This window comes from Neobacillus sp. PS3-12, from assembly GCF_030915385.1.
Taxonomy (GTDB): Bacteria; Bacillota; Bacilli; order Bacillales; family Cytobacillaceae; genus JAEVLT01.
Genome location: NZ_CP133268.1, coordinates 5,404,142 through 5,426,300, shown reverse-complemented (window position 1 = coordinate 5,426,300; position 22,159 = coordinate 5,404,142). Strand labels below are relative to the sequence as shown.

General features: G+C 35.9%; 20 protein-coding genes and 1 riboswitch. Of the genes, 10 read left to right on the top strand and 10 right to left on the bottom strand.

The genetic code is table 11. The features are described 5' to 3' along the window. Positions 1-27 precede the first annotated feature (27 nt). Together RCG17_RS27190 and RCG17_RS27185 are read left to right on the top strand one after the other, a co-directional pair. Positions 28-408: a hypothetical protein gene (locus RCG17_RS27190; protein ID WP_308173115.1), complete on the top strand. Its 381-nt coding sequence runs from the start codon at positions 28-30 to the stop codon at positions 406-408. Next, the gene (locus tag RCG17_RS27185) at positions 398-895 is read left to right on the top strand and encodes an aminodeoxychorismate lyase (RefSeq protein WP_308173114.1); all 498 of its coding nucleotides are present in this window, start codon (positions 398-400) and stop codon (positions 893-895) included. The genes RCG17_RS27190 and RCG17_RS27185 overlap by 11 nt, the downstream gene beginning before the upstream one ends. A 74-nt stretch (positions 896-969) precedes the next feature. Here RCG17_RS27185 and RCG17_RS27180 read toward each other — a convergent pair whose 3' ends face one another. Then, complete coding sequence (locus RCG17_RS27180) at positions 970-1,185, bottom strand: hypothetical protein (RefSeq protein WP_308173113.1); 216 nt, start codon at positions 1,183-1,185, stop codon at positions 970-972. 390 nt (positions 1,186-1,575) lie between these two features. On the opposite strand from RCG17_RS27180, the gene RCG17_RS27175 reads away from it, so the two are divergent. From RCG17_RS27175 to RCG17_RS27155, 5 genes are all read left to right on the top strand, one after another. Next, positions 1,576-3,114, top strand: a complete 1,539-nt coding sequence (locus RCG17_RS27175; RefSeq protein WP_308173112.1) for a Re/Si-specific NAD(P)(+) transhydrogenase subunit alpha — start codon at positions 1,576-1,578, stop codon at positions 3,112-3,114. 10 nt (positions 3,115-3,124) lie between these two features. Continuing rightward, a complete protein-coding gene (pntB, locus tag RCG17_RS27170; protein ID WP_308173111.1) occupies positions 3,125-4,516 on the top strand; it encodes a Re/Si-specific NAD(P)(+) transhydrogenase subunit beta in 1,392 nt (463 codons plus the stop codon). 156 nt (positions 4,517-4,672) lie between these two features. Continuing rightward, a riboswitch (TPP riboswitch) is annotated at positions 4,673-4,785 on the top strand. Positions 4,786-4,953: 168 nt separating this feature from the next. Then, positions 4,954-6,729, top strand: a complete 1,776-nt coding sequence (gene thiC, locus RCG17_RS27165; RefSeq protein WP_308173110.1) for a phosphomethylpyrimidine synthase ThiC — start codon at positions 4,954-4,956, stop codon at positions 6,727-6,729. 75 nt (positions 6,730-6,804) lie between these two features. Next, a complete protein-coding gene (locus RCG17_RS27160; protein ID WP_308173109.1) occupies positions 6,805-7,185 on the top strand; it encodes a hypothetical protein in 381 nt (126 codons plus the stop codon). 211 nt (positions 7,186-7,396) lie between these two features. After that, positions 7,397-7,744, top strand: a complete 348-nt coding sequence (locus RCG17_RS27155) for a hypothetical protein (protein ID WP_308173108.1) — start codon at positions 7,397-7,399, stop codon at positions 7,742-7,744. A gap of 789 nt (positions 7,745-8,533) precedes the next feature. Here the strand turns inward: RCG17_RS27155 and RCG17_RS27150 are convergent. The 6 genes from RCG17_RS27150 to RCG17_RS27125 form a co-directional block, all read right to left on the bottom strand. Next, positions 8,534-9,154, bottom strand: coding sequence for a hypothetical protein (locus tag RCG17_RS27150; RefSeq protein WP_308173107.1), 621 nt, complete (start codon positions 9,152-9,154; stop codon positions 8,534-8,536). A gap of 158 nt (positions 9,155-9,312) precedes the next feature. Then, on the bottom strand, positions 9,313-11,757 hold the full coding sequence (parC, locus tag RCG17_RS27145; protein ID WP_308173106.1) for a DNA topoisomerase IV subunit A: 2,445 nt from the start codon (positions 11,755-11,757) through the stop codon (positions 9,313-9,315). Next, on the bottom strand, positions 11,754-13,733 hold the full coding sequence (gene parE / locus RCG17_RS27140; RefSeq protein ID WP_308173105.1) for a DNA topoisomerase IV subunit B: 1,980 nt from the start codon (positions 13,731-13,733) through the stop codon (positions 11,754-11,756). Before parE ends, parC begins: the two co-directional genes overlap by 4 nt. Before the next feature lie 315 nt (positions 13,734-14,048). After that, complete coding sequence (locus RCG17_RS27135; protein WP_308173104.1) at positions 14,049-14,462, bottom strand: CoA-binding protein; 414 nt, start codon at positions 14,460-14,462, stop codon at positions 14,049-14,051. Between the two features lie 97 nt (positions 14,463-14,559). Further along, entirely contained in the window at positions 14,560-15,474 is a 915-nt protein-coding gene (locus RCG17_RS27130) for a sensor histidine kinase (protein ID WP_308173103.1), read from the bottom strand. Continuing rightward, entirely contained in the window at positions 15,467-16,777 is a 1,311-nt protein-coding gene (locus RCG17_RS27125; protein WP_308173102.1) for a diguanylate cyclase domain-containing protein, read from the bottom strand. Before RCG17_RS27125 ends, RCG17_RS27130 begins: the two co-directional genes overlap by 8 nt. 340 nt (positions 16,778-17,117) lie before the next feature. Between RCG17_RS27125 and plsY the strand changes: the two genes are divergently transcribed. From plsY to RCG17_RS28425, 3 genes are all read left to right on the top strand, one after another. Next, entirely contained in the window at positions 17,118-17,717 is a 600-nt protein-coding gene (gene plsY, locus RCG17_RS27120) for a glycerol-3-phosphate 1-O-acyltransferase PlsY (RefSeq protein WP_308173101.1), read from the top strand. Between the two features lie 178 nt (positions 17,718-17,895). Further along, positions 17,896-18,390: a histidine kinase dimerization/phospho-acceptor domain-containing protein gene (locus tag RCG17_RS27115; protein ID WP_308173100.1), complete on the top strand. Its 495-nt coding sequence runs from the start codon at positions 17,896-17,898 to the stop codon at positions 18,388-18,390. Next, positions 18,359-18,616 carry an ATP-binding protein gene (locus RCG17_RS28425; RefSeq protein WP_374120989.1) on the top strand — a complete coding sequence of 86 codons (258 nt, stop codon included), beginning with the start codon at positions 18,359-18,361 and terminating at the stop codon, positions 18,614-18,616. The genes RCG17_RS27115 and RCG17_RS28425 overlap by 32 nt, the downstream gene beginning before the upstream one ends. 362 nt (positions 18,617-18,978) lie before the next feature. On the opposite strand, the gene RCG17_RS27110 is transcribed toward RCG17_RS28425, so the two are convergent. Genes RCG17_RS27110 through RCG17_RS27100 form a run of 3 tightly spaced genes read right to left on the bottom strand, consistent with a single transcriptional unit; the run spans position 18,979 to position 22,058 of the window. Further along, a complete protein-coding gene (locus RCG17_RS27110; protein WP_308173099.1) occupies positions 18,979-19,272 on the bottom strand; it encodes a hypothetical protein in 294 nt (97 codons plus the stop codon). A gap of 24 nt (positions 19,273-19,296) precedes the next feature. Next, a complete protein-coding gene (locus RCG17_RS27105; RefSeq protein ID WP_308173098.1) occupies positions 19,297-19,713 on the bottom strand; it encodes an acyl-CoA thioesterase in 417 nt (138 codons plus the stop codon). Continuing rightward, a complete protein-coding gene (locus RCG17_RS27100) occupies positions 19,713-22,058 on the bottom strand; it encodes an AAA family ATPase (protein ID WP_308173097.1) in 2,346 nt (781 codons plus the stop codon). Before RCG17_RS27100 ends, RCG17_RS27105 begins: the two co-directional genes overlap by 1 nt. Positions 22,059-22,159: the final 101 nt, after the last annotated feature.

Sequence of the window (22,159 nt, the reverse complement as noted above, 5' to 3'; positions counted from 1 at the left end):
TCTATTCTAAGGAGTGAAAAATTTTAAATGGAATGGACATTAGCAGGTTTATTTGGCGTATCAGCTTTGTTGCTCATCCTATCGATTTCCAAAACTTTTCAAGCTTCAAGAGCACAGCATAAGCGGATTGATATGTCTCATATTTCGATTATGCAGGAAATCAATAACATCCAGGATTCTATTCGGAATATCGAGCTTGAAATGGAAATCGTAATGAAGGAAGCAGGGATTCAATTATCCTCAAAAGAGTTATCTTTCATACGTGAAGTACTAGATTTATATAAACGTAATTATTCGATTGAGAGTATCGCAGAAAAAAAACAAGTTACTGAAATTGAAATTGAAAGACTGCTAGCTCCCTATCAATCATTAAAGGCTGGAAGGGGAAATGTTGCCCATGAGATTTAACTTATTGAGCAGCTTTGCAGCTGGCCTTTTTCTTGCAACAAGTATTAGTGGTGTAGTTTATTTTACAAATAAAAGTGATGCACCAAAAGCGTCATCTGCTAAAAATAGTGTGAATACAGCAAGCATAAATGTTCAGCCTTCCGAAAAGGAAATGAAAAATAAGCTTGTCTCAGCCGGTTATATTGTTCAAACAAAAGCTGAATATAATAAAAATCTAAACAATGCTAAATCCTCGGCACAAAAAGGATCGACTAAAGACAATAAATCAAACGGTACAGTGACCCGCGTTATAATTAATGTAGCAGATGGAATGACCAGCATTGATGTTGGCAGAATGCTTGAGTCTGCAAAAATTGTACCTAATGCGTTTAACTTTTCTAAGGACATAGAAGGTAAAGGTCTCGAAAACAGCTTACGCCCAGGGGTTTATGCAGTTGATAGTAGTATGTCATATGACCAAGTGGTTTCTACTATTTTCAAAAAATAATCTTTTCGAAGCATAAATTGCATTCGTACCAAGAGCCTCTACATAACCGTAGAGGCTCTTTTTTCACTTTAAGATTATCTTTTCTTTTTGACATCTTTTACAATTGGCTGGTTTTTAGTTACTTTTTCAAAAACAACATGAACATGAATGACCGTATCATCGACCTTCTTTACGTTTAACACTTTTCCTTTTTTTCCTTTGATTCTAATATTTTCATCAACCGATGGAATATTTTTTAACAATTGGCTTAACACGATCGAATTGTTTTCTAAAAAATGAACTAAAACCATCTTAGCCATCTCCTCAGAATAAAATTTTCCCAAAAAGTAAGACTAGCCCTAGCTTTTCAGAACTTCCTCATTTCATAATAAAATATTTGATGTTTTACTTTTTTAGACCCATTGAAAGTGTGGAAAGGGCTATTTTAATAAGATGAAAAAATGTGAACTTTACTATCTTTTTCGTTTGACTTGTACATTTTTTTACATCAATTACATAAAATTGCTATAAAAGATCTGTTGCTGTACACTGAAATTAGATGGAATAATTAACCAATTACCTCTTTTGGAACATGGATATGTGATTAAATTCACAAATTTATTAGTACTTTTTTTCTACCTTGTGGATATAATTCAATAGAAAAATATTAATGGCTTTTGAAGCTGGAAGGAGTATATAAAATGAGAATAGGAATACCTAAAGAAAATGTTCCTGGTGAAACTCGAGTAGCTTCTACACCCAAGACCGTAGAACAATTAAAAAAACTGGGTTTTGATGTTTTAGTGGAGTCCGGTGCGGGGGAACTAGCAAGTTTTATCGATCAACAATATATCGTATCTGGTGCTGTTATTGTAAAAGCAGATGAAATTTGGCAAGCTGATTTAATCTACAAAGTGAATCCCCCAGATAAGGAAGAGATTTCAAAAATAAAAGATGGGGCAACGTTAGTAAGTTTCTTATATCCAGCACAGAATGCTAATTTGGTTAATAGACTTTCCAACAAAAATATAAATGTATTGGCAATGGATATGGTCCCGAGAATATCCCGTGCCCAGTCAATGGATGCACTATCTTCAATGGCTAATATTGGCGGATACCGAGCTGTTGTGGAAGCTGCTCATCATTTCGGACGTTTTTTTACCGGACAGATTACAGCTGCTGGTAAAGTACCACCAGCAAAGGTTTTAGTCATTGGGGCAGGAGTGGCAGGCTTAGCTGCTATTGGTACAAGCAAATCCCTTGGTGCGATTGTTCGAGCATTTGACACTCGGCTTGAAGTAGCAGAACAAATACAATCTATGGGTGGGGAATTTTTAAAACTAAACTTTAGTGATGATCAAGATGGTTCTACTTCGGGCGGCTATGCAAAGGTCATGTCTGCTGAGTTTATAAAAGCGGAAATGGAGTTATTTGCTGAACAAGCAAAAGAGGTAGACATCATTATTACTACTGCTCTTATACCTGGGAAACCAGCACCTAAGTTAATCTCCAAAGCCATGGTAGACAGTATGAAGCCAGGCTCAGTAATCGTTGATATGGCTGCCTCTACAGGCGGTAACTGCGAGTATACAGTACCAGGTGAATTGTTTATCACGGATTTCGGGGTTAAAGTAATCGGCTATCATGACCTTCCAGGCCGATTGCCAACTCAATCTTCTGAAATGTATTCAACTAATTTGGTGAATTTAACGAAATTACTTTGCAAAGAAAAGGATGGAAACATTACGATTGATTTTGAAGATGTCATATTGCGAAACATGAGTATCATTCATCAAGGAAAAATAACCTTTCCGCCGCCAGCAATAAGTGTATCTGCTGCACCAGCAAAGAAAGAAGCGGAGGAAACAGAGACACCAATAAAAGTACAAAAAGAGCCTTCAAAATTAAAATATGTGATCGGAGTCGCAGCGATTATTCTGTTCGGGTGGATCGGTCATGTATCACCTCCAGAATTTTTATCCCACTTTACCGTTTTTGCCCTTGCATGTGTCGTAGGCTATTATGTCGTTTGGAATGTAACCCATTCTTTGCATACACCATTAATGTCGGTTACGAATGCTATTTCTGGTATTATCCTGCTAGGTGCATTGTTACAAGTCAGCAGTCCAATACCTGCAGTGAAAATATTATCTTTTATTGGAATCTTAATCGCAAGTATAAATATTGTCGGAGGCTTTACTGTAACCCAGCGTATGTTAAAAATGTTTAACAAAGAGTAGGGGTGACGACATGTCTAATGGTTTAGTTACAGCAGCATACATTGTTGCAGCCATTTTGTTTATTTTAAGTTTAGCCGGTTTATCTAAACAAGAAACGGCGAGAAAAGGTAACAAGTTTGGAATCTTTGGAATGGCTATTGCCTTAATTGTTACCATTCTAAGTGTTAATGTTCAAAGTATTGTCTTTATTTTGGTTGCAATGTTAATCGGCGGCCTAATTGGAGTACGTTTGGCATTAAAGGTAGAAATGACTGAAATGCCAGAACTAGTAGCAAGCCTGCACAGCTTTGTTGGCTTGGCAGCTTTATTGGTTGGTTACAACAGTTTTATTAAAATATTCACAAATGTCCACTCACAAGTAAGTTCCACGTTATTAAATATCGAATTGATAGAAATCTTCCTGGGAGTATTTATAGGGGCAATAACCTTTACTGGATCTGTTGTGGCTTATGGCAAGCTTCATGGGATCATTAAATCCAAAGCACTCTCTTTACCGCACAAACACAAGTTAAACGCATTTGCGCTTATCGCAGCTATTGTACTAATGTTTTTATTTGTCAATGCCGGTGGGTCCATGATCTACCTAGCCATAATGACGGTAATTGCCTTACTATTTGGTTGGCATTTGGTGGCCTCAATAGGCGGTGCAGATATGCCGGTTGTCATTTCTATGTTAAATTCCTACTCAGGATGGGCCGCTGCTGCAGCTGGATTTATGCTTTCAAATGACCTATTAATTGTCACTGGCGCTTTGGTTGGATCATCTGGTGCTATCTTGTCCTACATTATGTGCAAAGCGATGAACCGTTCATTTATTTCAGTTATCGCTGGGGGTTTTGGCAATGATGGTGCAAGTGCTGGGGATTCGGAAGAAATGGGTGAATACCGTGAGATGAGTCCTGAAGAAGTTGCCCAGCTGCTAAAACAATCCAATTCTGTGATTATTACTCCAGGTTATGGGATGGCTGTTGCTCAGGCTCAATATCCAGTAGCTGAAATTACAAATAAACTTCGCGACAAGGGTATCAAGGTTCGATTTGCGATACATCCAGTCGCAGGACGTCTGCCTGGCCATATGAATGTCCTCTTAGCGGAAGCAAAAGTCCCATATGACATTGTTTTGGAAATGGATGAGATTAATGAAGATTTTCCAGAAACGGATACAGTACTTGTAATAGGGGCTAATGATACGGTAAACCCTTCTGCACAGGATAACCCAACGAGCCCGATCGCAGGAATGCCAGTGCTTGAGGTATGGAAAGCACAAAATGTAGTTGTTTTTAAACGTTCCATGAGAACAGGTTACGCTGGAGTACAAAACCCGCTATTTTTTAAAGACAATACATATATGTGCTTCGGCGATGCGAAAACTACTGTTCAGTCAATTCTAAAATCAATATAATTCGTAGTAAGAGGGGCAGTAATAAAGGTTTTATAATTGATCAAATTTAGTGCTATTTTATTCCAGAACACTCTTGAATGGAACCATCTATGAAATTTAAAACTTTATTAATATTGGAAACTATGTTATTGTTAACAACAAAGAGAATATTTTGTTTATCTCTACTAGGGGAGTCCGATAGCTCGGACTGAGAAAAGTAATGCTAAATTCTTTGACCCTTTGAACCTGATCTGGATTATACCAGCGTAGGGAAGTAGTTTCGAAGACGTTCGTTTTGTTTTTACCTGTGCGTCACTACTTTTAGACGAAAAATTAGGTTCTGTTCCCACAGAACCTTTTTTAATTGTCTTTCATTACTGGTTTTCACTAAAGCGCCAGACAATGGACTATGCTGTAGCTTCCAGATCGCAAAACATCAAATTTGAGGAGGAAGTTACATGCAAAATCAAAAAGAAGTAAACATTGAGTTAAAATCACAATTTGCAGGAAGTAAAAAAGTTTATATGGAAGGCTCAAGACCAGATATCCTGGTCCCAATGCGTGAAATTCAATTAAGTAAAACTGTTACGTCTTTTGGTGAAGAAGATAACGCTCCAATTAGAGTTTATGACACTAGCGGTCCATATACTGATTCAAACTTCAATATCGATATTCGAAAAGGAATTCCGACCTTAAGGAAAAATTGGATTCTCGAACGCGAAGATGTGGAGTCATACGAAGGAAGAGAGATTAAACCTAAAGATAATGGTTACCTCGAAGGAGACGAGCGAGCCAATCTTGAATGGTTTCCCAATATCAATAAGACCCCGCTTTGTGCAAAAGTAGGGGCTAATGTAACACAAATGCATTATGCTAAAAAAGGCATGATTACCCCTGAAATGGAGTTTATCGCCATTCGGGAAAATTTAGATCCTGATTTTGTAAGGGATGAAGTTGCATGTGGAAGGGCCATAATTCCAGCGAATATAAATCATCCGGAAAGTGAACCAATGATTATTGGACGTAACTTCCATGTGAAAATTAATGCAAACATTGGAAACTCGGCTGTTAGTTCTTCTATTGAACAAGAAGTTGAAAAAATGACATGGGCGACCAGGTGGGGTGCAGATACCATTATGGATTTATCAACTGGGAAGAACATCCATACAACCCGTGAATGGATTATCCGTAATTCACCTGTACCGGTGGGAACTGTACCTATTTACCAAGCATTAGAAAAGGTGAATGGTATTGCAGAGGATTTAACATGGGAAGTTTACCGTGATACATTAATTGAGCAGGCAGAGCAGGGTGTCGATTATTTTACAATCCATGCTGGTGTTTTATTACGGTATGTACCATTAACTGCAAAAAGGACAACAGGGATTGTTTCCCGCGGTGGCTCAATTATGGCTCAGTGGTGTTTGGCACACCATCAGGAAAGTTTCCTCTATACTCATTTTGAAGATATTTGTAAGATATTAAAGCAATACGACATTTCCGTTTCACTTGGTGATGGGCTGCGCCCGGGTAGTATTGCAGATGCAAACGATGAAGCGCAGTTTGCTGAACTTGAGACACTGGGAGAACTAACTGAAATTGCCTGGAAACACGATGTTCAAGTCATGATTGAAGGCCCCGGCCACGTTCCGATGCATAAGATTAAAGAAAACATGGATAAGCAATTAGAAATTTGTAAAGAAGCGCCATTTTATACATTGGGACCTTTAACAACAGATATTGCTCCTGGGTATGATCATATTACCTCAGCGATTGGCGCAGCAATGATTGGTTGGTTCGGAACAGCCATGTTATGCTATGTAACCCCAAAGGAACATTTAGGGCTTCCTAATAAAGAGGATGTACGTGAGGGTGTAATCACCTATAAAATTGCAGCACATGCGGCAGATTTGGCAAAAGGGCATCCCGGTGCTCAAATTAGGGACAATGCGTTATCAAAAGCTCGATTTGAGTTTAGGTGGGAAGACCAATTCAATCTTTCATTAGATCCAGAAAGGGCAAGGGAGTACCATGACGAAACGCTTCCAGCTGAAGGAGCTAAAACAGCGCATTTTTGTTCGATGTGCGGTCCAAAGTTTTGTTCTATGAGAATTTCTCATGACATCAGAGAAAATTCTTTAATAAAAGAAAAAAGTGAAGAGGTCCTAATTGAAGATGGAATGAAGGAAAAGTCCGAGGAATTTATTAAGAATGGATCCAAGATTTATCGATAAAGAGTGAGTGCTTTTAATATACAAGGCATGTTAGTATGGAAAAGTAAAGAATATGTTGGAGGTTACATGTATAATATGACAACACAGATGACTTATGATAGACCACTAGCAGAATTATGGGAACGAGCCATCACGCATATTACTTCAGGTGAACACGGCTGGTTAACCATTCCACTAACAAACAAAGTTGAAACAAATGGAGAATATTATTTAATTGCAGAGAATTCTCCAAAATATGAGAACACCATTTATGCGTCCATATATGTTGAAGATCCTAATTTAAATAGTATACCATTTGGCTATGAACAAGAAATTGACGGAAAACGTTTCATTACAATTCCAGTTACTGATGCTCACGTTGCAGACGCATGTTTCAAGGTCTGGGAAGATTCCCAACAAAATGGCATTGGTATAACATCTGCTACACATTACATTATTAGAAAAGTAGCAAAATAATAATTTAGATAGAGAAGATGGAACCCTCTTTCGCTGGAAAATGCGAGAGAGGTTTTTTACTGCAAATATATCTGAAAAATCAAATATAATTTGTGACAATTTTGTAAACAAATCGGTGATATTATTCTCTTGTTCCGTACAAACCTTTATAATTTTATTAAACAACATACACATAGGGAAAATAACAAAAAGGGAATAATGGTGCTTTACGATGAATATTGACAGCTTGGAAAGCCACGAAATTAGTGGAGTTATGTTTATAAGGGACTACATTCAATTTCTATTCGAAGGAGAAAGAGGCAGCGGAATTTTAACGACATATAATTTGCCTATGGCAGTAGTAAATGGACAACGCTATAAAAGAAATACAGCTGGTTATAGGGATATTTTATGTTCCTTAATTAATAAAATAGTAGAAAAATCAGAGGTTACAGACGATCGTAAAATCAAAATAACATTTGAAAATTGTGTGGAGTTGGTGGTCCCATTAGAAGTAGATGAAAATGACGGTTTTGAGGCGGCAATGCTGCGTATTGGTGAAGCCATAACTGTATGGTAAAACAATATTTTTTAAAATCTAATCGGTTTACCATTTGAAGTAAATTCAACTTGCATAATGAGTTTATTAAATTTGAATGATGAAGTATTTATGGCAAAAGGAGTAAACAACAGTAAAATTAATAAATGGACACAAAAGGCCCAACATATTTAGGATTATTGTGTCCATTCCAAAATTTGATCAGCTGTCAAAGGTGGTTTAATTTGTACCATTTTTCTAGTAGACATAATATATATTCTAGGAAGTTAAAGAAAATAAACAAAAACTGTCTCACAAAGTAAGTATACTTAAGATAATGAGATTTAATAAATTTTTTTCAGTTTTATTGTTGATTTAAAATTTAAGATTCTATTTGAAAAATTTTACTCACGTAGAGATTCTGTTTAATAAGAATTGTTTTTAAGCAGTAATCTTTTCATAGATCCAAATGTTTTCTCGACGATTTGATTATTCAATAAATCATGATACTTATTAAACGTATCATGATCAACTCTGGATATTGAGTTAAAAATATATTAGTTAACATAACATTATTATAAGGATTTATTCTTTATCCTTTTCAATTCTAATTTTTAGTTTGAATGTTCCTGATAAATTATTGATTTAAGCAAAAAACACAATCACCTTTGTTTTTTGCCTAAATCAATACAACTAATCTTTTTGTTGATTAATTTTTTTTCAAAACCACAACATTCACTAATTTCCACTCCAAGTGATCTAAAATCCAAGTTGATTCCACATACCCTATGGTGTCAGACTCTGTAACCCCAGTTATTTTTTGTGTTCCTTTCAAACCCATTTGATCCCCAATTTAACCGGTTTTAGACTGTTATAGTCATGTACCATGAGTTCTGTAGGCTCATTTAACTTTCCGTTATAAAAAACACCCAATTTTTCATAATATTTTTTTCGGTTCTTTAAATCAAATATATAGTTATTACCAGTTGTTTTTATATTTACTTTTGCCTTATATCCATTTAAAAAATGGCTTTCAAGTATTAGTGGATCCGGTAGATTAATATTTGACGGTAATAAATTCTTTACCGTGTATACAACCTGGTGCTCCATTTCCCCACTCTTGCTGTCACGTACACTTCCAAAGATATCCTTTATACCATCGTGATTGACATCCATATATTGAAGAATTGGATTGTAACCATCAGGTAAATGAATCATTGTGTGTGCCTTTTTTGAAGACGTAATTTGTATTACTAAGTTTCTATATTTTTCAGTTGCCATTTTGAAACCTGTTAAGACGATACTATCCTCTTTACCATCACCCGTAATATCCTCAGTATTCTTTGTAATGGTTACATTCTTTCCATTGCTAATTGTGGCTTGAACATTGATTTTCACTGTAAAGCATAAGGCCAATAATAAAATAAATACGAGAAGCAGTTTTTTCTTCATTCTTTTCCCTCCTCGGATTAGTTTTTTTATTATGCCCAATGGTGGAAAAAAGATGAAAACTGCCTGGTACTTTTTATTATACTTTTACACTCTTTTCTCTATTTATACAAAAAAACTGGACTAATTTATTTTAGAATTAGTCCAGTTTTTAAATTATATTAATTTAGTGTTGAAAATTCAGGAGGAGCTTCAACTTTCCAGATATTTGTTATTTTACCGCTATCATCCTCATCTAGGATGAACGATCCATTTGAGTAGCGATCACTATTTTTTAGGTCCGTAACAACCAAACTTTCTATTATCCCTTTTTCTGTCTGCAAATATACCACATCGCGTTCTACAGCAAGGATAAACCCAATGACCCGATGCGGATTTGCTTTCAGCTCTCGAAGAATAACAACTCCACGTTTTGCTCTGGAAGCTTTTTCAAATTCTTTTAATTTCATTTTTTTAACTGAACCACGTTGGGTTGCAATGACGATCGACTGTTTTAGTTCAGAGGCTAACACTTTACCGCCGACAACAAAATCGCCTTCCTTGAGGTTTATCCCTTTAACACCAGCAGCACGGGCTCCAACGAGACTTATTTCTTCTTCATTGAACCATAGAGCGTAACCGAAATGAGATATTAAGAAAACGTCTTTTGTCCCATCCGTAAGGTGAACATCAATAACCTGATCATCATCTTTCAAATTAATACCGACCAATGGTTTTGAATATCGCTGAGCTTTGTAATGCTTAAGTTCTGTTTTCTTCACCATCCCATTACGAGTGACAAAGACCAGATATGCATCCATCTCAAAATCTTTTATACCCAATACTTGAATAATATCCTCGTCACGATCAATTGGAATTAGGTTAGTAACATGCTGCCCAATATCCTTCCAGCGAATATCTGGAAGCTCATGTACAGGACAATACAAGTAATTTCCCTTGTTTGTAAATAGAAGCACAACATCTTTTGTATTTAAATCCAATTGAGATATTAAACGATCTGAATCCTTCATTCCAAAATCTTGGCCATTCGAGGCAGCAAATGACCGTTGACTTGTCCGCTTCACATAGCCTTCTTTTGTAACAGTTACGATCACGTCCTCACTCGGAATCATTACTTCAAGGTTGATTTTCAATTCTTCAATTTCCGCTTCAATTTTTGAACGTCGGTCATCAGCAAACCGTTTTTTCACTTCTTTTAATTCTTTTTTGATAACGGATAAAAGTTTTTTCTCACTATTTAAAATGGAGGTCCATTCTTCTATTTTTTTCTCTAACTCTTCCGCTTCATTTCTTAAAGCAGTGATATCAGTATTGGTTAACCGATACAGTTGTAAGGAAACAATTGCTTCTGCTTGTGGTTCGGTAAAGTCATATTTTTCTATTAAATTATCTTTTGCATCCCGCTTATCCTTTGAAGCTCGGATCGTTGCAATCACTTCATCAAGAATGGAAAGAGCCTTCATCAATCCTTCAACAATATGTTGACGTTCTGTTGCCTTTCGAAGGTCAAATTGAGTTCTCCTTGTTACAACTTCTTTCTGATGTCCAATATAAGCATCGAGCAGTTCCCTAATACCCATAGTTTTTGGCCGTTTATTATAAATAGCCACCATATTAAAGCTATATGGAACTTGAAGATCAGTATTTTTATAAAGATAATTAAGCACGCCTTCTGCATCGGCATCTTTTTTTAATTCAATGACAATCCTTAAACCTGTACGATCCGTTTCATCTCGTACCTCTGAGATTCCCTCAACTTTACGGTCGATACGAAGTTCGTCCATCTTTTTTACTAGATTTGCTTTATTGACTTCATAAGGAATTTCTGTTACAACAATTTGTTGCTTATTACCACGAAGCTCTTCAAATTCTGTTTTACTGCGAATGATGATTTTTCCCTTACCTGTTTCATATGCTTTTTTAATCCCATCTATCCCTTGTATGATTCCGCCGGTTGGAAAGTCCGGGCCTTTTAACACTGTCATAAGCTCATCAACAGTAATATCAGGCTTTTCCAGTTTCAAGATCACACCGTCAATTACCTCACCAAGATGATGTGGCGGGATATCGGTAGCATATCCAGCGGAAATCCCTGTAGAACCATTCACAAGCAGATTCGGGAACATAGCTGGAAATACTGTTGGTTCCATTGCAGTGTCATCAAAGTTTGGTATAAAGTCTACTGTTTCTTTATCAAGATCTCGCAGCAGTTCAGCGGCAATGGGGGAGATCCGAGCTTCAGTATAACGCATTGCTGCAGGCGGGTCCCCATCCATACTACCATTGTTTCCATGCATTTCGACAAGAACATTCCGAACCTTCCAATCCTGGCTCATCCTGACCATCGCTTCATAAACCGAAGAATCTCCATGTGGATGGTAATTACCAATAACATTACCAACAGTTTTTGCTGATTTTCTAAATCCTTTTTCATGTGTATTTCCATCAACGTGCATTGCGAATAAAATTCTTCGCTGAACTGGCTTTAACCCATCACGCGCATCCGGGAGTGCACGCTCTTGAATAATATATTTACTATACCTTCCAAAACGGTCTCCAATTACATCTTCAAGGGGCAGGTCACGGAATTTTTCAATACTGCTCATTGACTAGATTCCCCCTCTGAGACGGTAATATTTTCATTTTCAAGGATTGTATCGTCTTCTTCCAATCCAAAGGCTACATTGGCCTCAATCCATTTACGACGTGGTTCTACCTTATCACCCATCAAGGTAGTTACCCTTCGCTCCGCTCTTGCAACATCATCAATTTTAACTCGGATCAACGTCCTGGTTTCAGGGTCCATGGTCGTTTCCCAAAGCTGGTCCGCATTCATTTCACCAAGACCTTTATAGCGCTGGATTATATAACCTCGGCCAACCTTTTTTAGCGCATCCTGAAGTTCATCTTCATTCCATGCATATTCGATAATCTCTTTTTTACCAGTACCTTTGCTAACTTTATAAAGAGGAGGCAATGCGATAAAGATTTTTCCTGTTTCTACAAGAGGCTTCATATAACGGTAGAAAAATGTTAATAACAAGACTTGAATGTGGGCACCATCGGTATCAGCATCGGTCATAATGATAATTTTATCGTAATTCACATCTTCTAAAGAGAAATCCGTGCCAACTCCTGCTCCAATTGCATAAATAATCGTATTTATTTCTTCGTTTTTAAAAATATCCTGCAGTTTTGCTTTTTCTGTATTGATTACTTTACCTCTTAATGGAAGAATTGCCTGAAACCGTCTATCACGGCCTTGCTTTGCAGATCCCCCCGCAGAGTCTCCTTCTACTAAATACAATTCATTCTTTTGTGGATTTCTTGATTGTGCTGGAGTAAGTTTACCCGAAAGAGAGGTTTCACCCTTTTTTCGCTTTTTGCCGCTTCTTGCATCCTCGCGCGCTTTACGGGCAGCTTCACGTGCCTGGTAGGCTTTAATAGACTTTTTAATCAAGAGTGAACTGATATCTGGATTTTCTTCAAGAAAATAGGTTAAATGTTCCGAAACAACGGCATCAACCGCCGAACGCGCTTCACTTGTTCCTAATTTACTCTTTGTTTGCCCTTCGAATTGGAGCAATTCTTCTGGGATTCTTACAGAAATAACAGCAGATAAGCCTTCACGAATATCCGCACCATCAAGGTTTTTATCTTTTTCCTTTAACAAGGAAATTTTCCGTGCATAATCATTAAACACCCTTGTCATTGCTGTTTTCGATCCTGCTTCATGTGTACCTCCATCCTTCGTTCGGACATTGTTGACAAAGGAAAGTACATTTTCTGAATAACCATCATTAAACTGAAAGGCAAATTCAACTTCAATACCGTTTTGAATACCTTCAAAACTTACCACAGGATGAAGGGAATCTTTCTCTTCATTTAGATATTGAACAAAAGCTTCGATCCCGTTTTCGTAATGATATACCTCATGGAAATCATTTCGCTCATCAATAATTTCTATTTTTAGACCTTTTAACAAAAATGCAGATTCTCTCAACCTTTCACTTAGAGTTTCAAAATTATAAGTAGTTGTCGAGAAAATAGCTGGATCTGGCTTAAAGTGAAGTGTTGTTCCGCTTTGGTTGGTTTTTCCGACTTTTTCAAGCGTAGTTACTGGAGTTCCACCATTTTCAAATCGCTGTTCATACGTAAATCCATCTCTTTTAATGGTCACGACTAACCATTCTGATAATGCATTTACAACAGATGCACCAACTCCATGCAACCCGCCACTTGTCTTATAGCCGCCTTGACCAAATTTACCGCCGGCATGCAGGACCGTTAAAATAACTTCTGGTGTTGGTTTACCCGTTTTATGCATTCCAGTTGGCATTCCCCGCCCTTTATCCATAACGCTTATCGAATTATCCTTATGAATCCTTACGACGATTTGTTCGCCAAAACCCGCTAATGCCTCATCAACGGCGTTGTCTACTATTTCATAGACTAGGTGGTGGAGTCCTCGTGAATCAGTACTGCCAATATACATACCAGGTCGTTTTCGAACCGCCTCCAACCCTTCTAGTACCTGTATGGCATCATCATTGTAATCAAATGCTTGTTGATTTCTTGCCACTAAAATACCCCTTTCATTTTCTACAAAAAGATAACTTCATTCTCGTTGCTATCAATTCAATTAGTATTTAAATTATAAAAAGTTTGTTTAAAAAAGAAATTCATTTCAATATGAGTTTAGAACAAACGTTCTTTATTCTATTTTATCATAAGACCATTTACTGTCTATGCTTTATTGTAGCGATTTATTTTGATTTGGCAAATGGATAATTCATTAACAAAATGATTTTGTCCTATAATTTATTGAATTTATTACATAAAAATTCCCTTTTTAGGCAAAAAAAATAGGACCTATTAATAGGTCCTATCAAGTCATTTATTTCATGTTTGCATACTCAACCTTAATACATCGATCCATTATAACGGTATATCCTTTTTCTTTTAAAAGATTATAGGCCTCCTCATTAACGAGACCAAGCTGTGCCCAATATACATCAGCATCAATTTCAAGAAATTCCTTCGCTACATCAAGAAGTTGTTCAGAACGGCGGAAAACATTCACAATATCAACATGACCTTCAATATCTTTCAAGGACTTTACAGCCTTTACGCCAAGGGCCTCATCAATTACCGGATTTACAGGAATAATTTCATAACCCGCATCCTGCATTACTTTTGCAACTTGGTATGACGTGCGTTCAGGATTGCTACTTAACCCAACAACAGCAATTCTTTTTGCTTTTGTTAATATCTCACTAATTTCCTGTCTGGATGGTTTTTCAATTGTCATTATTTTCACCCCTTTTAAGTTAATTTTACCATTTAAAAAACATACAATCAAAAATAGCAGCCGTTTCCACGCTGCTACTTTTGATTCTGGTATTTAACTAAGCTGATTCTGGAATGCCTGCGGCTGCTAGTTTTGGAATGAAAAGTAAAAATCTCGCACCGCTTCCTGTATTTTCTGCTTTAATATTGCCATGCATATTTTCTAAAATAACTTTAGTCATATATAGTCCAAGACCTGTTCCGTTTTGTCTTGTAGTAAAATAAGGTTCAAATATCTTATCAAGCAAGGATGATTCAATTCCCCCGCCAGTGTCGATAATTTCTGTCATATAAAACAATTCATCCTCGTTAATTTTAATACTCAACTTACGATTCTCAATATTGTGATTAACAAAAGCATCTTTTGCATTCATGAAGATATTTAATATTACTTGGATAAATTCATTTTGAAATCCATAAACTCTTTGCTGCCCCCTATACTCGAATTGGACATGAATATTATGATTCTTAAGGCTTAATGAAAAAATTGATAATGCGTCTTCAATGGATTCCGATAAAGAAAATACTGCTTTCTCCTTATTTGGCAAATAAAATTTACGAAAATCATTAATTGTTCTTGACATGTGTTTTATTAAGACCATGCTTTCGTTTGTAAATCTGTTAATATATTGGTCATTTAACTCTTCAAATTCCTGAGCCTCACTAACATCCTGAATAAGCAGCGAAAGGTTATTTAACGGCTGACGCCATTGATGTCCGATACTCGCCATCATTTCACCCATAGATGCAAGCCTCGATTGCTGTACAAGCATATGATCCTTTTGCTTGTTTTTGTTTACTTCCTCTTCTATCCGTTTCTCTAATTCGATAGTTAAATTTTTTTCTAAATGGAAATTTTTATCAAGGCATTGATAATTCTCTTCAAGTCGTTTTAGTTTATTATGAAAACGTCTGACGATAATAAAGACGATGAAAACTAGGAGGATTAAAAAGATGATAAACTCTTTATACACCTAAAACACCTACTTTGTTCTCATTTTCCTGTTCTTGAAAAATGTTTACACAATTTTTTCCTTTCCATTTTGAAAATAGAAGAGCTTGATCAACTTCTCTCAACAACTGATTTTTCGACTTACCCTGTGAAAATTCAGTAACTCCAAAGCTGCATGTAATTGAACCAACACTCTGAAATTGAAACTCTGAAATGAGTGTTCGAATAGATTCAGCTAAATCAACAGCAGTTTGCTGATTAACATTTGGAATTAGCAAAATAAACTCTTTCCCTGCCCAACGTGCAAATACAACACTCTCTCCAATGAGTTGTTGAACGATAGTTGCTAAAGTACTCAACACCTCATCACCTATATGATAGCCAAATTTTTCATTTATACGTTGAAAGTCATCTATATCAAGCAAAATAATCGAAAATGGAAAATGGGTAGCTTCAGCACTTTCTATTTCATGTGTTAAAATATTTGAAAATTTAAGTCGATTGTATGTTCTTGTCATGGGATCAAGGTTGACTAAGAGCTCATTTTTTCTGTACTCCACCTCTAAATTTGTTATATCTGTACAAACAAATAAATACTGTTTTTCCTCAAGAATAATGGTTGCTTTAATTAAAAAGATCCCTTCTTTTCCGTTAGCCGCTTTCCATTTGACTTTAGCCATTCCATTATGTTCGGCGAATAACTCCTCTAGCCATTTTTCAGGTTTTTTTGGAAAAAAATAATTAGCTTCATTCACAAAAAGTGTTAACAAAGTTGAAGTATCAGGAGATTGAGCAGAATTGAAATCTGTAAAAGCAGCAAAGGCACGATTAGACTCTATTATCTTTTCATTTTCAACAACAAAAATAAGATTATCCTGAAAATTCATTAAAAAGCTATTTAATTCCCTTTGTTTTTCAAGTTTTCTCTCGAGTTCGATATGAACCACAGATTTTTGTATCGACAGAAGGAATTTCTCTAAGTCTATAGGCTTCAAAATAAAATGATTAATATTATTTTCGATCAATTGTAGTAATAACTCACTATCTTCGTTAGCAGTTGTAACAATAATTTGTACTTGATCATCCTGTTGGCGAATTTTTTCAATCATTTCTAAACTGTTCATTTTGTCTAATTTTATATCAGCAATGATGATATTTGGATGATTTTGTTTATAAAGCATATACCCTTCATCACCGCTTTCAGCAAGAAGAACATTAGCAAATCGCCGCTCCAGGATGCGCAACATTTTTTCTCGGGAAAATTTATCATCTTCTACATACAGAACTTTCACATCTTGACAACTTCCCTTTATATTTTTTTCCATTGCTTTCACACCCTTTTGGCCCAATTTCGATAGGTAATAAAACCGACCATTGACGATGTCGATAGGCCGGTTGTAAACTCATATTTTCTAAATTATTTGTTACCTAAATTATATTTTGATAAAGAAAACCATTCAATCAACAATCAAACCTTTTTCAAATTCTCCATACATTTGCCATAAATTTGACCTCATTTGTTCCTATTTTAGACAGAAAGATACTTCTTGCCTCTAAGGAAAATATCTCTTTAACCCCTCTACTATTCATTACAAGCAGGGGTGGTGTTTTCAAAAATCCATGGTAAAATAAAAGAACTGGATATTAAAAGAAGGGGAAAATGAAATGATTGAAACAATAGCAACGTTGATTCTCGCATATTTGCTAGGATCAATTCCTTCTGGATTAATTATTGGGAAGGTTTTTTATAAAACAGATATTCGTGAACATGGAAGCGGTAATTTAGGGGGGACAAATACTTTTCGTACTCTCGGTGTAAAAGCTGGGCTTGCTGTAACGATTGCCGACATTTTAAAAGGGACTCTAGCAGCATCCTTACCTGTTCTTTTTCATCTTGATATAAATCCCTTGCTTTCAGGAATGATTTCAGTAATTGGACATATGTATCCTGTTTTTGCCGGGTTTCGGGGTGGAAAAGCAGTGGCCACATCAGGTGGCGTAGTGTTATTCTATGCTCCGCTTATGTTTCTAATTGTAATAATTGTGTTTTTTATTAGTTTATATTCTACTAAATATGTATCGCTTTCTTCTATTATTGCTGGGCTCTCTGCTATTACATACGCAATTGTACGCGGGATTATAAACAATTGGGATATTCCTCTTATTATCATTGTTACGATCCTTACAACCTTCGTTATTTACCGTCATCGTTCGAACATTAAACGAATTCTGAACAAAACCGAACCAAAAATCAAATGGCTTTAAAGGAACGTTTCGTTCTTTTAAAGCTTTTTTTATGGTTCATTATCCATACCCGTCGATTCCATGATTTTCCCCTTAATAAACTCAGATCAGTTATTTTTCATTATTAAAATATTTGTAGAAATATATAGGCTTTTGCTGAATATAATGTATAAATTTATAAAAGTGGGTGATCCTTTGCATGATTTTTGAGATAAAAGGTAAAGAACCAATTGTTATTGTAAATATGAATCCCGAAAATAATATCGAACAAACGAGTGCTGAAATTGTACATGAGATAAGAAATCCTTTAACCACAATAAAAGGATTTTTACAACTTATACAACCATATTTAAAAGAGATTGGAAAAGAGCAATACGCAGAGGTTGCACTTTCAGAATTAAATCGGCTCCATCACCTTATCTATGACTATTTACAGGGGACTAAATCGCAGTCACATTCTATTAATTATATTTCCCTCAACAAGGTGGTTAAGGATCTGGAACTCTTATACGAGAGTGAAATATTTCTTAAACAAATTCAACTTACGACAACCCTATCCAGTGAACCAGTCTGCTTAAGGATTCCAGAAAGCCAACTAAAACAAGTTTTAATAAATATTCTAAATAATGCAATTGAGGCAATTGAAGAAAACTGCGGGGTAAATCGAGGAAATTCATATTTCAACACATATTGAATCCGAAATTGCTACAATTAAAATTACCGATAGCGGTGGAGGGATATCAAGCGAAACAATGAATAACTTGTTTATTCCTTATTATTCTTCAAAGGAGGAAGGAACGGGAATCGGTCTATATATTTGTAAAAAAATTATTGAGTCATATGAGGGAGCAATACACGTAGAAAGTAATGAAGGACACCAAACAACTTTCACCATTTATCTTCCGATTTTCAATATATAAAATATAAAAAGCAGAATTTTCAAGTGAAAATTCCGCTTTTTATATTTTGAGAAGCTGAAAACGGCCTTTCCCAAGAGGGTCCATTATATAATCAAGCTTGGTATTATTAAAATAGACCAAATCTTTTTCATGGATTAGGATTTTAACTTCTTGAAAATCATATATTTCGTCATTCTTTAATTTCCGCTCTTCCAGAGACAGATTTAGCTTAGGGCCACCTCAGCCAATTCCCATACTAACCCGTAAATATAAATCTTCATCATCTGTTACCTTGTCCTTCTTTATAACCCCTAAGAGTTTTTGATAGGCACTGCCCGTAAGATCAAACAAATGTATTCACCTCTATCTTTTTTAGCTCCTTTTTATTTCCAAATATGATTAAAAAGACCTTCTTTTTGTAAGATTTCCTTTTGCTTATCCCCGATTAAATCAAAGTGGGAGTAACCGCCGAGGCGATGATGGATCCATTCTCTCTTTAATCCATATTTTTCTCCCCATTGGGCTAACCTTTTAAGGTCATGACAGCCTACCTTTGTAACAGTCTTTGAGCCTGGAAAACGGGCATCCAGCCAATAATGAGTCAAAAAAGCAATTTCCCCTTCGTCAATTTTTTGTTTCCATGCTAAAAGTTCTTGTCTTTTAATTCCAAAAGCCAACTAACCTTCACTCCCATACTCTGCCTACTTCTTAGCCTTTTCATAGGCCTCATGCCATTCAGGTGAAATCCTTTTAAACGGCACAGGTCTAAAACTATCCTTTTTAACACAAACATGTTTGGTCATTCCAGTAACAGCCACTTCTCCATCCTCTGAAAGAATTTCATATCCATATACAGTCCGTATTCCATCATAGTCTTCAACCCAAGTTTTAACTATTGCCTTTTCCCCATAACGAACAGGCTTTTTATAAGAAGCCTGGATATCAAGTACGGGCGCTATATATCCTGCCTTTTCAAGTTCAGCATAATTAAAGCCCAGCTCTTGAATTAATGCTGTCCTTCCGATTTCCATCCATACAAGATAATTTGTATGGTAAACAACTCCCATCTGATCAGTTTCTGCATAACGAACTTCAATTTCTTTTATAGCCACCAACATTAAGATTCCCCATTTCTTTGCTTTTTCAATGCCTTTTCAACATCTTCTTTTTCAAAATACCTGACATTTTCAAGTAAGGTTTCTTCGGAATCGTCATTCATTAAACGCATTGCTTGAGCTTGGATCATTTCATCTGCAAGGTTTATAGCAAACCTGCCATTACCAGAAAAGGTAGTATCTTTTAATGATTTTTGTAAAAACTCTTTCACTGAATCGGTTAACTGGTACTGGAAACTATTCACATAGGATTCAAGGATCGTAATCAATTCTTCTGTTTTGTAATCAGGAAAGTGAAAAAACTTCTTAAATCTAGATTGAAGGCCGGGATTGCTTTGAAGCAGTGCTTCCATTTCATATGGGTACCCAGCAAGGATGACGACTAAGTTTTCATTATGCTTGGTCATTTCATCAACCAATGTGTCAATTGCTTCTTTTCCGTAATCCCCAGATTGTCCTAATAGTGAATATGCTTCATCAATGAACAAAACGCCGCCAAGGGCTTCTTTAATCTTTTTCTTTGTTTTGGAAGCTGTTTGTCCAATGTAGCTTGCTACAAAATCGGCTCTGCTTGTAACAATTAAATGACCACGTTTTAAAATTCCGCACTCCTTAAGGAGCTCAGCGTAAATTTTAGCGACAGTTGTTTTTCCAGTTCCAGGATTTCCTGTAAAGACAGCATGTAATTGAATTGGAACAACAGGAAAACCATTATTTCTCCTGAATTTCTGCATTTTTACAAATGAGATAAGGGATTTGATTTCCTCTTTCAATTCATCAAGGCCGATTAACTGATTTAGTGTGTCAAAAGCAGATTGTGTTGGTTCGGTCTTTTCAACCAAAAAGTCCTCATTTTCTAATAAAGTTAATTGCAAAACATTATTACTTTCTGCTTTTAAATTGGAACCCTTTTTAAAAATTGCATCCAGGACAATATTCTTTGTCGTTCTAGCATTTCCAAAAGTATTATCAATGCGTTCACGCTCAAGACGATGGCCAAGTTCAATCTTTGCACCTTCAGAAAGAATATAATCATTTTCCGCTGCAATTTTTTCGGCTATTAAAACAAGCTCCTCATTTGTGTAATCAGGAAGATCAATGAAATTCGACTGTGGAAATCGGCTTCGAAGGCCGGGATTTGCCATTAAAAATGATCGCATTTCTTCAGGATAACCTGCAAGAATAACGGCAAATTTCCCCTCATATTCCTTACTTGTCATTAAAGATACGAGTGTATCAATCGCCGTTTGACCATAATCATTACCAGATTGGCCTTCCCGTTTTAAACTATAAGCTTCATCGATAAACAACACTCCACCTATAGATTTTTCAACCATAGCCCTGACGTTTTCTTCGGTTTGCCCAACAAAAGCACCAACTAATTGAGAACGGTCAGCTTCTATCACCTCTTCTCGAGGCAGAACCCCGAGTTCATGATAAATTTTAGCCAACAACCTTGCCAATGTTGTTTTCCCAGTCCCGGGGTTTCCGGTTAAAATCATATTCAAGCTTAGTGCATCTTTTGTTTGAAACCCTAAGTCCTTACGCTTTTTCTGGTACCTTAAAAACCGATAAAAATCATTCACTCGATTTTTCACCAAAACCATACCAATCATTTCGTTTAGTTGGTCTAGTGCATTTACTTCTACTTGATCTGTTTCCTTTTCATCTTCATTGAAAAGCTTTTCCCAGTCCCTTTGGATTTCTTCTATTTTTGCCAAATTGGCTTTTAATTCTTGAAAATATGTAGCAGTATGGAACATACCAGCAATCGAATCATCATATTCTTTTGCTGATTTTAAGAGGCTTATGGTCTCTTCCTTTGCATCAAAAAGAAGGCTATAAAGTTTATCATACAATTCCATTAACTCGGAATTATTCAATCCAGAGACAAAGGATAATTTTTCCTTTAATTCTTCCAATTCCTCTTCTGCATCATCAATAAATGATTGCGAAATTAGTATGTATTGTTCGGCAACTTTCTTTTTGGCCGTTCGATTATCAGTTTCCCTTAAGGGTGGAAAGGTAAGAATATCTAATAAATCTTTTTTCTTCTTCCATTCAGATTGGATTAAAAATTCAATTGCTTTTTCGTTTTTAGGATTTAATTCAACTGACTTCTCAAGCCATGCTCTTGCAATCGAATCCTGAGTATTTTTGCCAAGCCGAGATAATGCAGCAATTGTTAACAATCTAGATATGATCATTGGTTCTTTTTCATTATTTATAACCGAAATTAATTCATTTTCATTAGTTAAATATCCTTTTGTTGCAAGCTCTTGTTCCCACTGGTCAATCTGTTCTTGTCTCTTTACTTGTCTATTTTGCTGCTGAATCAATGTTATCACTTCTTTATCAAATTTTCTCCTTTATCTTATCATAATCATCACAAACGATAAAATGATATTCATCAATTTAAACTGCATAAAATAAGGCCTGTCCTATTCGG